Source organism: Variovorax sp. MPBD4-3 (assembly GCF_058809745.1).
Map to the genome: position 1 here is coordinate 1 of NZ_JBXASW010000065.1, position 15,571 is coordinate 15,571.

Genomic DNA, 15,571 nt, shown 5'->3' on the forward strand with positions numbered 1-15,571 from the left:
CTCCCCACCCGTGGCCTCCCCTGGCGCGACCGGCCCCGACACCTTCGAGGTGACCAAGTGCCTGACCCCGTCAGGCAAGGCCGCCTACTCCGACGGCCCGTGCCCCGAAGGCTCGCGCGCCACGACGGTCCGGCTGCGGCGCGACGTGAACATCGCCGACGGCATGAGCCCGCAAGCGCGCGAAGCCTCGATCCGCGACAACGCGGCCGTCGCCGCGCAACAGCACCAGTACGAAAGGCAGGTCGCGCAGAACGTGGCGAACGAAATGGCCGAATGCAGCGGCCTTGCCGAACACATCAACTGGATCGACGCGATCGGGCGGCAGCCGCAAGGCGCGTATTCGCAGGATTGGCTGCGGGACGAGCGCCAGCGCACGCGGGACCAGCAGTTCAGGCTGGGGTGTCCTCAGCAGCGGTGAGGTTCAGCCGGGCTGCGGTCTTGCCACGACGACCCCGTCCACCAGCGCTACCTCCAGGCATGCCCCGTCCGCGACCGCCCCGAACATCGCCCGCGCGACCGCGGCCACCACATGCTGCTCGACGGCGCGCTGCAAAGGCCGCGCGCCGTACTTCGGACTGAATCCCTTGTCCGCGACGAATGCCACGACCTCGGGCGAGAAGTTCAGGCGCACGCCGCGGCGCGCCACCCCTTCGCGCTGCGCGATCGCCTGCAACTCTTGCACCGCGATGGCCTCGATGGCCCTGCGCGACAGCGGCGCGAAAGGCACCACGCGGTCGATGCGGTTGAAGAATTCCGGCCGGAAGAACTGCCGGATGTCGTGCACGGCGCCGTCGCTCGGCGCCGGCTCGCCGAACCCCAGCGACGCGCCGTGGCGCACGCCCAGGTTGGTCGTCATCACGATCACGGTGCTGCGAAAGTCGGTCATGCGTCCGCGGCTGTCGCGCAGGCGGCCTTCGTCGAGCACCGTCAGCAGCAGGTCGAACACCGAGGCATCGGCTTTCTCGATCTCGTCGAGCAGCACGACCGAGAACGGCTGCCGCCGCACGTGCTCCACCAGCTTCCCCGGCCGCTTGCCGGAGCCGATCAGGCGCGCGATCTGGAAGGCGTGCTGGAACTCGCTCATGTCGATGCGGAACAGCGGATCGGCGCCGCCGCCGGCACCGAAGAAGTAGCGCGCCAGCGCCTTGGCGGCCGCGGTCTTGCCGACGCCTGTGGGCCCGGCGAACAGCAAGGTCGCGATCGGCTTGGCGGGGTCGTTCAGCCCGGCCTTGAAGAGGTAGACCACGTCTTTCAGGTGGCCGATGGCCGCGTCCTGGCCGAACAGCTTCTGTGCGAAGAAGCCGTGCACCTGCGTGTCGTCCAGCGGCTGGTCGTCGCGCAGAAAGCTCTCGGGCAGGCCGGTGCTCTTTGCGAAGTGCGCGATGGCGGCGGTCTCGGTCACGACGCCCGTTTGCCCGGCGATGGCTTCGCGCACGCAATCGCCGAAGAAGCGCACTGCCTTGCCCGGAAAGCTGTCGTAGCGCACATAGCGGCCGAGCAGCCGGTAGCCGGTGTCCAGCGCCGGCCGCTCGATCTCGATCGACAGCGTGTTCCTGGCATGGCCGGCAAAGAGGTCGAGCACGCGGCGCGCGCGTACGCTGTCCATCTCGGGCAGGCGCAGGGTCTCGAAGCAGTCGATGAATCCGGGCAGCCGCTGGCGCGCAATTTCGAGCTCGCTGGGATTGGCTTCGCCGACCAGCCGCAGCGCGCCCCGGCGCAGCGCCGGCAGCAGGTAGGCGGCCATCGATTCCTCGGGGCTCTCGCCGCCGACCCGCAGCAGGTTCACGAAGTCGGTGACCCACAGCAGGCCGTTCGACATGTCCAGCCACTCCACCGTCTGGTCGCACAGCGCCTGCCATTCGCCGAGGTACTTCGCGCGGCCGACGAGCCGCTCGGCATGGCTGCGCCAGAAGGTCGGCGGCGCGTCGCGCGCGACCGTGAGGCGGTGCGCCTTGCGGATCGCCTCGAGGATCACCACGCTCTTGCCGACGCCGGGCTCGCCGACCAGCAGCAGGTTGCCGCCGCGCGCGAGCCGCTCCGCGATTTCGTCGCTCAGGGCACCCTGCTCCCAGGCCACCTCGGGAAACACATGCAGGCCGCGGCGCGCGCCGGTCTCGGGCAGGCGATCGGCCACGGCATCGAGTTGCGCGTAAGCCTCGCGCAGGTGGCGCGGCACATGCTGCCTGTTCGTGGTCTTGTCGTCGCGCCGCACGTCGATCTGGTCGAGCCATGGCGCAGCGGGCATCAGGAAGCGCTGCGCCGCCTCGGGCGAGAGTCCGTCGAGGCATTCGCGGGTGTAGTGCTCGATCAGCACCGGCAGCTGCGCGTCGTCGTAGTAATAGAAGCTCTGGTCGAGCCAGGGCAGGTAGCACTTGGCGTAGCCGTCTTCCTCGTTCTCGCCGAACACGGCCGCCACGTGGAAGTCCGTTGCACGGGGCACCGGGAAGCTGCCCTTGTCGGTGCGGTGCGCGAGGTTGACCGGCACATGCACCAGCTTGAGCCGCGCGTTGTCGATGTCCGGCTCGGGCACGTAGCCATCGCGCTCGCGTTCGCGCTGCAGGGTCTCGGCCAGCGCGGCCTTCACGCGGCGGGCGTTGCGCTCGATCACCTGGAAGTCGGTGCCGAGCAGGATGCCGCAGACGGACGTGTCGTCGAGCTGCCAGCACACCAGGGGGTACGAAAGCGTGGCCATGCGGGTGCGGGTCTTTTCTCTCAGTCCTGCGCCGCGGACGTGCGGGCCGCGGCACGGCCGTCCCACATCAGCAGGCGCCAGTCTTCTTCGGTGAGCGGGCCGCTGAACTTGCGCACGCGGCCTGAGCGCAGGTCGGTCAGGCGCCGGTGGTCGCCGGGGCGGGCGGGCTCGAGGCGGATGCGCACGATCTCGGTGGGCAGCGGTGCCGGCGCCGCATCGGGTGCGGCCTGCTCTACGGACAGCAGCCGCACCGCCAGCGGCAACGGCCGGTCGTCGCCGACGTACCAGAGGTGAATGCCACATTCCCCGCCGAACGCGTCGCGCAGGCCGATGCCTTCGAAGCAGCGCACGCCGGCGCGCGGCGACGGCAGTTCGTGCAGGTCGAGCTGCGCGATCAGCGTTGCGTAGTCGGCCCATGCCGTTTCCACCGCGGTCTCTCCGGCACCGGTCTGCAGCGGCATGATTTCCACCGCTACTCGCTCGATGCCATGCCGGCCAAGGCTGTCGGCGCGGCTGGCCAGCTGGTCGATCTCGAGCTGCCAGCGCACGAGTTCGGTGTCCATGCCCCGCACCGGCGACGCGCCGGCAAACAGCTGCTCGAAGAAGTCCCGCATGTCCTGCTGCGCCATCAACTCGTCGAACGCCTGTTGGTGGCCCGTCTGGCGCCATTCGCGTGGCCGCGGCAGGCTCTGCTTGACCGCGCGTCCCGGTGTGACACGGCGCTCCGAAAGATCCCAGCTGCGGCGTGCCAGCACCTCGCGCAGCGGGTCCAGCCGCACTTGCAGCGCGCGCAGCGCCAGTGCTTCGGGCTCTGCCGGCGCCGCGTCGAGCTGCGCGCGCAGGCGTTCATGAAGCGCGTCGGCGACGGCGGCCAGCGCCTGGTAACCGGCGGCCGAGCCGGCGTCTTCCGGCAGCGGTACTGTGCGCCGCGTGGCGTAGTCGAGCACGGTGGCGCGGGTCGTCAGGCCGCCCTCGCCGAAGGCCACGTCCAGCAGCATCGGCTGGCCGCTGTGCGAAGCCGCCAGGCGCTGCGCGATGGGCTGCGTCAGCGCACGCTCTATGCCGCGCTTCAGTGCCCGCGCGCCGAGCGTCTCGTCGTGACCGAGCCGCGCCAGGTGGTCCAGCGCCTGTGCCGACACATTCAGGAAGGTCAACCTGCGCACGAAGCCGTCGCGCGCCAGCACGCGCTCCAGCTGCAGCCGGGCGATGGCGGCAATGTCGTCCGCACCCAGCGGCGTGAAGCCGACGACCTGGTCGATGCGGTTGAGGAATTCGGGCCGGAAGAAGCGCTCGACCGCCTCGCGGTAGGTATGTGCCACGTCGGCCTGCTGCCGCACGAAGCCGGTGTGGCGGCTCGCCGCACCGGCGCCGAGGTTCGAGGTGAGCACGACCACGCATTGGGAGAAGTCAGTGGTGCGGCCCAGCGCATCGGTCAGCCGGCCTTCGCCGAGCACCTGCAGCAGCAGGTCGTGCACGGAGGGATGGGCTTTCTCGATTTCGTCGAGCAGCAGCACGCAGGCGCGGCGCTGGCGCACGGCGGCGGTGAGCTGGCCGTCGGGGCGGTAGGCGTCACCGATGAGTCGGCCGGTTGCGTCGCCGTCGACGTATTCGTTCATGTCGAAGCGCACCAGGCCGCCTTCGTCCTCGAACAGGAAGTCGGCGAGCAGCTTCGCCGCCTCGCTCTTGCCCACACCCGTCGGTCCGATGAAGAGCAGCGAGGACAGCGGCTTGCCCGGCGCCGCGAGGCCGGACTTGATCAGCGCGACCACATCGACCAGTTGTGCGCGCGCCTCGGGCTGGCCGATCAGCCGTGCCGCGAAATGCGCCGCGGCTTCCGCCGGTGCCAGGCCGATCTGCCGGGAGAACAGCTTCTCGCGGAAGTGGTACGCCGCGGTGTAGGCGGCCAGCACTTCGGCGCGGCCGACCTCTGCGCGCGCGTGGCGCACGGCCAGCCGCTCGAGCACGCGGATCGCGGAGCCCGGCAGCACCTCGTCGGCGGCGAAGCGGCGCTCCATCTTCAGCAGCTCGGCCACCGCGCCGGCGGCGATGCGGCACTCGTGTTGGCGCTCCAGCTCGGCGCGGCGCCAGCCGACGATGCGAATGGCCGTCTCGCGCGATGGGGGCTCGACGCGGATCACGCGGAACAGGTCGGCGAAACGGCGGTCGCGCTGCTGCACTTTCTGCCAGGCCTCGGGCGTGGCTTCGCCGATCATGGTGAAGGCGCGCTTCTCGAGCAACGGGCGCAGCACGTCGGCCAGCGTCAATGTGTTCTGCGAACTCTTGCCGATCGCCAGCAGCGCGACGAGGTTGTCGCAGTACAGATGGTCGGGCTTGGCAATGCGGAAATCGTCGCGCAGGCGGAACTGCAGGTGCTGCAGCAGCACGGCCATGCGGCGTTGCCATTGGCCGATCACGCTCATGCCGGAGATCACGCGCATCGGGTCGAGATGCCAGATCTTCTGCAGCTTCGCGCGGTCGCGGCCCGTCTCGGAGGCCATGAATTGCCGCAGCGCACCGTGCACCAGCGCCGTCTTGCCGGCACCGCGCGGACCCACGAGCACGATGGCTCCGGCACCGCCGTCGGGCCGGTAGATCGCGCGGTCCAGTTCCTCGATCGCGTCGTCGCGCAGGATCGCCTGGGTTAGTTCGTCCGGGTAGAGATCGTTCAGGTCGACGGCGGCGCGCGCCATTTCGGTCGGCCCGTCGCCGATGCCGTCGTCGCGCAGCGCGGCGCGCAGGTCGTGCTCGCTCTCGAACGGAAAACGCCCCTGCGCCAGGTGCATCGAGATTTCGAGCTCGCCGAGTTCGTCATTGGGCGCGGCCAGGTAGCGCTGCGGGTCGAAGGCGTCGCCCCGCTCCTTGCGCTGCTCGCGGAACCAGGCCTGGATGCTGGCCACCAGCCGCTCGGTGCGCTGGGCTTTGTCGAGGTGCGATTCGCCGAGGTCGGCCACGGTACCGTCGAGCTGCGGCAGGCAGGCGTAGCGGCGCCCGCCGACCGTGAAGTGGGCCGCGGCGAACGCGCCCTCGACCCAGCGGCGCCCGCTGTCGAAACCCAGCGGCACGAGCTCGAAGCGCAGCTCAGGCGAGAAGCCGAGCCACAGGCGCTCATCGAGCGTGGCGCGTGTGCTGCGCGTGCCGCGGAAGTGATGCACCACGGCCTGGCGCAGCTTGTTCAGCGCTGCTTCGTAGCGCATGGCCGTCGCGTCGATTTCCGGCAGGAACAGGCAGCGCAGCCGGTAACCCGCTTCCTTGCGATGCGTGACGAAAACCGGAATGCGCAGGCTGCCGCGTCCGCTCATCAGTCGTCCTCCCCGAGCAGCATGCGGTCCATCAGCACGTCGAACTGGGCGTCGAGCGCGTGCTTCCAGGCGGGCGCGTCCGGGAACGAGGTTTTCCAGTCGGTCTGCTGCGACGCCAGAACGCCTTCCCTCAGAACCCGATGCACGGGCCGGCTGTCGAAGAAATGCTGGCGGTGCACGTTGTGGGGCGTCTCGAAGCCCGAGAGCGTGCCGCTGCGCACCGAGACCCAGGCGTCGGACTTGTTGCGATCGGCGACCCAGATGCGCCAGACGCCGCTTTCCTGGCGGAAGTAGTCGAACACCGCAGGGCCCTTGAGCTCGATCTCGAAGCCCACGATCAGGCTCTTGCGGCCCGAAGCCTGCGGCCAGGGAAATTTCAGGTACGGACTGGGCGATGCCTCTTCATCGGTTTTTTCCTCGCGCTTTTCATCGCGTGCCTCGGTGTCGGCGGGCGGCGCGGGCTTGCGGGGCTCGTCGCCGAGCCGCACTACCTGTGAGCGGAATTCGAAGCCGGCGAGCGCCGCGAGTTCGCACCACGCGTCATGCAGCATGGTGGCCAAGGCTGGCGCGGCGTAGAAGCCCACGGTGCAGACGCCGCTGTCGGGCCGCACTGCATGGAAAGCCTGCTGCTTGAACGCGGTGAAGCGGGCGCGCCATGCGGCGATGTTGGGTGGCGCGTCGGATTCGCCGACCAGCGCGAGCAGGGCTTGCCCCTCGAGTGCCGTGATCTCGGCGAACAAGCCCTGCGCCGTCTGCTGCACGGCGCTCAGCGTGCGGGCGCGGCTGGCGGACGGCGTGCCGTCCCAATGCGGCAGGTGCGGTGCGCGCTTGCGCTTCTTTTCGTAGCGGCGCCGTTCGTCGTCGAGGCGGAACACCTGGTTCACCAGGTTCACGAAGAGCGGGCCTTCGGTCACGCGTTGCCAATGGCGGCGCGCGTCGGCCAATGCCTCCGCGGTCAGCAGCGGCGCGTTGTCGATCGGGCGCTGCAGCGGGTCGACGCGCACGCCGAGCGGCTGGCCGGCGTCGCCCGCGCCGATCCGCACGGCCAGCGGCGTGACGTAGGCATGCGGCGACAGCGCATGCGCGAGCGGCATCAGCAGTTGCCGGCGCAGCACGCGCTGCACGTCGCGGGCGCCATAGCGCTCGTCGCCGGGCAGTGCGGCGAGACGGTCGGCGACGCCGTCGTCCAGCGTCATTTCGGCACTGCGTTCGAGCAGGCCTTCCCGTTTGCGCAGCAGTGTCATCTCGCGTCCGAAGATCGGCGCGCGCTCGGCGGTCGACAACGCGGCGAAGGGCACGATGTGGTCGATGCGATTGAACAGCTCCGGGCGCAAGGCCTGCTGCACCGCCTGCTCGAAGTGGGTACGCGAATCGCCTCGCACCGCGCCCAGGCCCATCGGCGTGCGCTGCATCGCCTCGGCGCCCAGGTTCGACGTCATCACCACGAAGCTGCCGCAGAAGTTGGCGGTGAGGCCGTCGCCGCCGGTCAGGCGGCCTTCTCCGAGCACCTGCAGCAGCAGGTCGAAGAAACTGGGGTGGGCCTTTTCGAGTTCGTCGAACAGCACCACGGAGAACGGCTGGCGCCGCACCGCGCCGATCAGCACGCCCTCGTCGCCGCCGAGATCGCCGAGCAGGCGCAGCACGGCGGCGGGGTCGGCGTATTCGCTCATGTCGATGCGGATCATGCGGCGCGGGTCGCCGAACATGAACTCGGCCAGTGCCTTGGCCGTCTCCGTCTTGCCCACGCCGGTCGGGCCGATCAGCAGCATCGACGCGATGGGCTTGCCGCCGCGCGCGAGCCCGGCCTTGGTGGCCACCAGCAGGTTCGTCACGACCGACAGCGCCTCGGGCTGGCCGAACAGGCGGCTGCGGAAAAAGCCGTCGACTTCGTCGAGCGAGAGCGGCAGCCGCGCGTCGAGCATGCGGCGCGGCATGCCGGTCTCGGCGCAGAACGCGGTGAGCGCGTCGTCGCGCCCGATCGCCGCGCCCTGCTGGCCTCGCACGTGCAGGATCAGCTCCTCGAAGAAGCGGATGCCCTTGCCCGGAAAGCCCGAGTACGGCGAGAAGCGGCGCTGCAGCGCGATCAGCTCGGACACCGCATCGGGCGACACCGCGACACGGTGTTCCGCCGCGAGCGCCGCCACCGCGGCAAGCATCGTGCGCTCCTGCTCGGCCTCGGGCAGTTCGGGCAGTCGTACCGTCTGGAACAGTGCCGAGAAGCCCGGGCTGCGCAGGTCGATCTGCGAGAGCTCGGCGGGCGTGGCTTCGGCCAGCAGCATCAGTTGGCCGCGCGCCAGTGGCTCGCGCAAGGCATCGCCCAGGCTGACGCTGTTGCCCTGGTACTGGCCGACCTCGAACAGCTCGGCCAGATGGCCGACGTACAGCACCACCTCGCGCGCGGCCAGTTCGCGGCACAGCGTGGTCAGCGCCTGCTGCCAGCTGCCGTCGCGCGTCAGGCCCTGGATGAGCCGCGCCGCGCTGGTTTCCCACGGAGAGCCGCCGGCACGGTCGCGGCGTTCGCGTGCGTACTGATGGATCAACGCCGTCTTGCCGCTGCTTTCCGCGCCGACGATCAGCACGCTGCGCGCGAACCGGCCCTCCGACGCGCGCTTCAGCGCTGTCAGCGGCTCAGCCAGCCCGATGGCGGGGCGCGAGCCGACGCTCATCTTGTCGGCCACAGTGGGAAGCAGCGGCTTGGCGCGATCGTCCTTCAGCTTGCGCAAGGCTTCGGCGCTGTGGAACACGACGTCGAGCGGCAACTGCGCCAGCTCGACCTGTTCGAACCATTGAGCGGCCACCTGGCGGCGCACGTCGGTCTGCCGGCCGGTGCGGCGGTGCTCGAGCACGATGGCCTCGCTCACGGCTTCGCGCAGGCGCTCCGCCTCGGCGAGCGCGACGATGCCCAGCGCGGGGACGTAGCCGATGCAGGGCGTGTTCGCCGGGCCGCTGGATAGAAACGCGACGTGGCGACAGCGGCGTGGAGGATGCAGCAGCGGGTCGCTGCCTCCCGGCAGGTCGACGTCGAACTCGTGCCGCTCGAATGCCGGCGGATCGCTGATCTGCACGGCCTCGAGGTAGCGGCCCTTGTCGATCAGGTGCGACTGCACTGCCTGCGTCATGCGCCGCGCCATCGCATGCGCGCTGCTGCCGAGCCACGCCATTTCGGGAAAGGCCAGCGACGTGACGACGGTCTCTCCGGCCACGGTGGTCAGTTCGAAGAAAGCGAGGCTGGAGGGAATGGGAGGAGTCCTGTGGGCGCGAACGAAATTGGCGCAGATTCTGCCTCAAGGTCTTGACGCATCCGCCAAGCAAAACGCCCGGCAAGGGCCGGGCGTTCTGGGGTGCTGGGAAGCCTGTGTCGGGTGACAGAGAACCTGAAACGCAGGGTCTTGATTCAAAAGCTATTTTTCACCATCCCTGTCACCACTCTCGTTCGAGTGTGCCAAGGAAACTGCAAAGATGTGGTTCGAGTGACGAACAAAGTGAAAACTTCCGGAAGCTCTTCGCTTAGTGCAGCGACTCCCTGGGCGACGGACCTTAAAGCGGCTTGAAAATTGTCGCTCCCGACTCGCGCAAGCGGGAATAGAACTCGACTGCGTATCGGTCCGTCATGCCAGCGACGAAGTCACAGATGAGCCTCTTCTTCGTATCGGTCTCTTTCAACCGTCCGTACATGAGTTGCAGATCGTCGGGCAGCAAAAGGTGACCTTCTTCAGAATTCAAGGTATCGAAGATCGTCTTGACAACTTCGTAGCCTCGGTATTCCACCACCTTCAAACGCGGCGACATGATCGTCAATAAGAAGTTCAGATGCTTGAGCGTTTCGATCTTGATCTTGATGTCACGATCCACGTGGATCTTGGAGAAGCGCAAGTTTTTGTCTCCAGGGTTCTCCACGCTCACTCCACGCATGAACAGTCCTACGAGCTCGGACGAAAACTCGCAACGTGTCATTCCATCGGAGGCCACAAGCTTAGACGTCTCGTAACTGGAAAGGCTATCGGTGGATCCACGCCCCTCAAACGCATCTAGATTAAGAAGATCATCGATGGCGGACAACACCTGATATTCCTCGACGTCCGGCACCTCGCGCTTGATCTTCTCGATCAGTTTTGCAATAAGGCTCGGACTACCAAGAACCTTTGAACGAAGCTGCAGGGGATGCGCAAAGCCGCCCTTCATCGCATCCTCCAAGTCGTATGTCGAGTACGCGATGTCGTCGGCAATGTCCATGATCTGGCACTCGATCGTCTTGAATGCGACGCCTTCCGGAGGTGTGCCCACGTGCTGCTTGATGGCTGCGACCAACGTCGCCTCGCTCTCGTAGTACCCCTTGGCGAGCGGTTCGCCGTGGTTGCGCATCAGTTTGATCGGGCTGTCGTACTTTAGAACGGCAGCCAAGCTGCGGTACGTGAGATTCAGGCCAAGACGACGATCGCTGCCATCCGCTGAGATGCCACACACATCGCTGTCGGAGCTGTCTCGGAGGGTTTTCTTCTCGACTCGAGAAAGTATGCGCAGCGTCTGTGCATTGCCCTCGAAGCCTCCATTTTTCTTCATGCAATCGTCGAGCGCGTGCTCGCCGTTGTGTCCGAATGGGGGATGTCCAAGGTCATGGGCCAGGCCAGCAAACTCCACCAGATCAACATCAATAGGTGAGTCTCTGAAGACGGCCTCTTGTGAATTGATCAATTGCGCAATGCCCTTCGCGATCTGTGCGACTTCTAATGAATGCGTAAGCCGATTTCGAAAAAAATCTGACTCATGTCCTGGGAACAATTGAGTTTTACCTTGGAGCCGGCGAAAGCTGGGCGAATGCAGCAGCCGTCCATAGTCGCGACGAAATGCCGAGCGTCCCACGTCGTGCTCTTCGTTTTCCACCTTTTCTCGACCGGTGTCGTTAGTTGTGTCGTACAGCATCTACTTTGTCTCCCAAAAAAAAGCCACCCGAAGGTGGCCTGCTTTTACTTCGGCGGTGGTTTGGGTTGATCCCCATTTGCTTGAGTGCCCACGTTCTTACTATTGCCTGCCTGCGTAGCCGGCACGGGCGCGGCATGCTTGGACGCTTTCATTACTGCGTTGTAGTGATCAAAACGGCTGATGGCAGCACGTCTAGCGTTCACCACAACTTTAAGTTCAGCAGCTCTCATGACACTCTCCTAGTATGACCTTCATTGTAGCGACGTCCCTGCAGTTCAGCATAGTCCCAGTACAAAGTTATTGAAGGATATTAACGGTCGGCAACACATAAGCGTGGACTTGCCCGAAAAAGCTGCGAGCGCTTTTTTGCGTCTCGTGCGAAGTTAAGTCGCACCGCGAAGCTCAGGGCTGTACCACTCGCTCGCCAGCATTGCGCGTGGTGCCACATAAGAATCGAGAGTCTCGCAGCCGCACCGCCATTCCCCACGAAAAATAGATTGTTGCTTTACCACTCGCAAAATATTGGGAAATTCCTTCAGAGGCAAATGATCTGCGGCTAAAGAGAGAAGTGCGGTAGCCCCGATGACGTTTGCAGTAGGAAGCCTTACGCCAGGATGCACTTTTAAGGCTTCTTCAATATCAGGTATGTCTCCGAATAGCTGACGCGTACTTTTGCTTGGAATGCCGTCTTCCAGTTGGGCGTGGAAAACGGGATGTGCATCCTCGGATTTGCCAAAATCGTATCGAACGCAGAACAACGGCTTCCATTTTTTGAATACTGGCTGAAAGTAAGCCATACGAACCACTGACGAATAAAGGAAGCTGTTGTGCGACGCGGGCTTTCCATCGAACTTGTAAATGTCCTGTGATTCAAGCAGAACCACAAGCTTATTCGCATGTTTGGAGCTATCCTCCGATTTTTTGTCTTTAGAGCGAGAAGCGCCCGCGACTCTTGTTCTGCTATGCGGTAAATGGCTTATTCGCAGGGCGCCGTTTACTTCTACGGAATCACGATGCGGAAGGTCACTTTTCCTTGCGATGAAGGCTTGACTTGCAACGGGAGAAAATAACTGAGTTTTCTCGAATTCCGCAACCTGCTTGAACTTTTGATAAACATTGTTGTATGCCTTATCCGCCAGATCGACGAATTCTGTAATAGCCGATTTCCCCGTTGCCATCTCAGGAACCAATCCATGGAGCGAGCACGCGATGGGTGCGGGCATTGAGACGCGCGAGGTCTGCACCAACAGGAAACCAACTCACTCGTCCCGATGACTCTTCATCGCTCAACTGCTTATGCGTCGCCATGCAATAGAAGCCTGCATGCAGTTCCGGCTTGACCGAGCAAGGACAGAAGCGGATGCGCTTCAACCCTTTCGCGGCGCACAGATCGCGGCCAGTGACGACCATGGCGGCGTTCACTGTTTCATCCAGCAAATGCCTCCACCACATTGGACGCTCCTCGTCTGCGAACGGCAGCTTGGCGTAGCGTGAGGACGCAAAGATCTCGCGCACGCTGTCCTTGGCGAAATCGTTCGGATGGATGTCGAGGTAACTTGCGGCCGCCGTGGCGTTCAGGAGCAACCCTGGGTACTCCATGACAAGGTCAGCAAGCCAGACCCCCAGCGCTACCACGAGGCGGCGTTTTTGCTCAACGCTCAGCACAGACCCCTGCTGCTGGGAAACCGTCATGATTTCTGCAGTTGCTCGCTGGTCGCCGCAGGCAAAAAGATCGAAATGTGCTGCCACGTCGGGTTGACCCAATACCTTTGCGAGCAGCGTGCCAGGTGTCCCGGGGTCCTTGGTGGCAGTGGCGGCCGAAGGTTTTTTGACTGCCTTGGTTTTTGCCGTCGTCTTCGCCTTCGGAGTTGCTGTCGCGCCAATATCAGTGCCGATCAGACGCTCCATCTCGATGAATCCGTTGGCGAGAATCACGATTTGCCGTGCGCGCTCTTCGGTCCGCTCAGGCAATTCAATCTGGCCGTTGCCTGGGATGCGCTTCAGTCGATCTTCTGTATTTGCCTTGGCTTGCCGATAGCAGGCGACGGGCAGACCCAGCTTCTCCGCAGCTCGTGTGACAGCTGCTTCAGAAAGACCCCCCCACTGCTGCGTCGAAAGATCCCGGTCCGTGACCACGAGGACTACATCTCCGAACTCTGGCGCGGAGAGTGCCTTGGCAAGGCGATCTTCATATGGCTCCTTGAGCGTCGCCGGCGGCACGTGCAGCGGAAACACGTGAAAGTCTAGAGTCTTGCCAAGTCGAGGCTGCAAGGCAGCCTTCAAAGCTTCAGCGATTTCAGGGTTGTCTTCGAAAAGGACGATCGAGCGTCTCTGTGGTTTAGTTGCCATTGCTCTTCCTGGGCAAAGAAATGTGAATGCACGTGTTGAATCCGAGCGAGGCGCTCGCAACTTCGGCACGCCCGCCTTCCCGCGTGACCAAATCCCGCACCAGTGAGAGACCCAATCCCATGCCCGAACCGAGTGGACTGTTCACTCGGGAAGTGGTCGTGAAGAAGGGATCCCAGATGCGTTTGAGCGCGGTCGGCGGAATACCTATCCCGCTGTCCTGAACCGACAGGTGATGAAGCTTCGGGTCATTCCAAGCCGAAATCAGAATCTTGGGCGGCCGCCCGTCCGACTCGCGAGCGATGACAGCCTTCGCCGCGTTCGTGTATAGGTTCAGAAGTACTGCGCTATACATGGCCACCGGCACTTTCGGCACCATGACGTCGCTTGCGCATTCAACGATCGTTTCGATGCCGCGGCTGAGAGCGATGGATCCGAAGCTGTCCATCACCCATTCGATTTGCCCCAGTGCTGAGAATTCTCGAGCCTCGCCGCTGCGCAAAGAGTCGGTATAAAGGCGTGTGTAGCGGATGTAGCCGTCGAGCTGCGCTCGTGAACGGATGATCTCGTCCAGATCCTTTCGCGTGGTCGCGCTTGCAGCACCTGAACGAGAAAGTTTTTCAATGATCGAGTCAAGGGCGAGAAACAGTCGCTCGGCCTCGTGCGTCATGAAGCCAGCGACCACGCCCAGACCGGCAGCGATCTCGAGTCGTTGGCGCGCGGCGCGGTCGTACTCGTCTTGCTCCACCACGCGCGTGGCCAGGCTGGAGAAGTGCTGCACCAGCGCCGCTTTCTCTTCCTTCGCCAAACGCGGATCCGCTTTGATGTCGTCGATCGTTTCCGCGAGGTCGGCACGAAGCTCGATGCGTAGCTCGGCAGCTTTCTGCTCTTCCATCTGCAGCAGGCGTGACTTGTCGACCTTCGCTAGGTATTCAAGTCCTCCGCGCACCACGTCGACCATTTGCTCATAGGCGTCGTTGTTCAGGAACCCTTCCCGGTCCATGGAGGGCACCAGGTCGGTTTCCCCCGGGTCATTCGATGCCCGGGATGCAACGTAGATGGCGCCGATCACTTGGTAGCTGGTGGCGATGTTCAGTGCGGGGTTGAGCCCAGGGCGCGCCTGCTCTACTTCACTGAGTGGAAACTGTTCGTTCGCGATCGTCGATCGCCACATTCGCCTGTTATGTGCACCGTCCTGATTCAGGTAGAGCCAATCGTCGTCCTTGAATCCATAGGGTCGGATGCGAAACCCGTTGTCGATGACGCCAACGCCCGATCTCTGGCGGATCCACCGCCAAATTTCGCGACCATCCGCGCCCATATCTGTGAATGAATTTTTGCGTTTCGGTGCAAACGCAATGTCGCCGTGAAGACCCTGGCTGATGCTGTTGAAGAACGGCACCTGCAGCGAGTGCGTTTTGCGCTCGCTTCTGAACCGAACGGTGTACTTGAGCGTTTGACCCTGCAACGAGATGGTGAGCCGAGCCCACGAGTTGGCGATGACTGTTTGGGCAAGATCTGCCCGTTCCTCCGGAATGGACGGAAAGCCAACGAAAGTTACCCTGAAGCCTGGGTCGTCTTCTGGCAAAAGCGCGCCAGAGACCGTCGGGGTAGCGGCTTGCGCGTTGTTCGCCACCTGCAGGCCGGCCAAGTCAGCCACCACTTGAGTCACGCCTCTTTTTTTGGCGAATGGTCCTGCGTCGAATGTGGAAATGGGAGAAACGATCTCCAATACCCGCGTGAGCATCGACTTGTCGACGGCGTCTCGCAGGTCGCGCTTGAGCCGCGAGACGGTCAGCCGCGTACCGGTTTGTTCCTCGGCATGAACGCGACTCACCCAGAACTTGATGTTGGCGTCCTTGAGCTGGGACTTCTTGTCCAAACGCTGCCAGTCAAATATGGCCTCGAGCTTGCGGAGCTCGCCGGTGGCAGGATCCCTCGCGACCGATTCCAGCTTCATGGCCGAGCCAAGGTAGCGGATCGCGAAACGCCCAATGCCTTTTTGCCCAGTGACCGCACGCGCGTAGATTTTGGTCAGCCTGTCGCGTTTGCTGTCCGCCGCAATACGCATCCAGCGATGGCGGAAGTCGTCTTCGCTCATTCCTTGACCATTGTCGGCAATGACAAGTATTGGCTTGCCAAACTTGGTCATGAGCGCGACTTGGCATTCAGGTGCGTCCGCGTCACTGGCGTTCTTGATGAGTTCCAGAAGCGCGACATCGGGCGAAGCGACAAGTCGTTCGCCCAGTTCCTGAAGAAGCCTCGCTTCGACCTCGAATGCGACTTCGGCGGAGCTGACAATATCTCGTGCCAT

General features: G+C 64.2%; 7 protein-coding genes and 1 pseudogene. 1 reads left to right on the plus strand and 7 read right to left on the minus strand.

Features of this window, described 5'->3' with window-relative positions; genetic code table 11:
* A pseudogene (locus tag AC1RVW_RS26205) lies at window positions 1-418 on the plus strand (hypothetical protein); the annotation flags it as partial.
* A 3-nt stretch (window positions 419-421) separates the two neighbouring features.
* Here the strand turns inward: AC1RVW_RS26205 and AC1RVW_RS26210 are convergent.
* From AC1RVW_RS26210 to AC1RVW_RS26240, 7 genes are all read right to left on the minus strand, one after another.
* Entirely contained in the window at window positions 422-2,692 is a 2,271-nt protein-coding gene (locus AC1RVW_RS26210) for an AAA family ATPase (protein WP_493203508.1), read from the minus strand.
* Window positions 2,693-2,712: 20 nt separating this feature from the next.
* On the minus strand, window positions 2,713-5,991 hold the full coding sequence (locus tag AC1RVW_RS26215; protein WP_493203510.1) for an AAA family ATPase: 3,279 nt from the start codon (window positions 5,989-5,991) through the stop codon (window positions 2,713-2,715).
* On the minus strand, window positions 5,991-9,194 hold the full coding sequence (locus AC1RVW_RS26220; RefSeq protein WP_493203512.1) for an AAA family ATPase: 3,204 nt from the start codon (window positions 9,192-9,194) through the stop codon (window positions 5,991-5,993). The genes AC1RVW_RS26215 and AC1RVW_RS26220 overlap by 1 nt, the downstream gene beginning before the upstream one ends.
* Window positions 9,195-9,528: 334 nt before the next feature.
* Complete coding sequence (dgt, locus tag AC1RVW_RS26225; RefSeq protein WP_493203514.1) at window positions 9,529-10,911, minus strand: dGTP triphosphohydrolase; 1,383 nt, start codon at window positions 10,909-10,911, stop codon at window positions 9,529-9,531.
* A 383-nt stretch (window positions 10,912-11,294) separates the two neighbouring features.
* Entirely contained in the window at window positions 11,295-12,134 is an 840-nt protein-coding gene (locus tag AC1RVW_RS26230; RefSeq protein ID WP_493203516.1) for a hypothetical protein, read from the minus strand.
* A complete protein-coding gene (locus AC1RVW_RS26235; RefSeq protein WP_493203517.1) occupies window positions 12,091-13,260 on the minus strand; it encodes a hypothetical protein in 1,170 nt (389 codons plus the stop codon). Before AC1RVW_RS26235 ends, AC1RVW_RS26230 begins: the two co-directional genes overlap by 44 nt.
* On the minus strand, window positions 13,250-15,571 hold the full coding sequence (locus tag AC1RVW_RS26240; protein ID WP_493203519.1) for a sensor histidine kinase: 2,322 nt from the start codon (window positions 15,569-15,571) through the stop codon (window positions 13,250-13,252). The genes AC1RVW_RS26235 and AC1RVW_RS26240 overlap by 11 nt, the downstream gene beginning before the upstream one ends.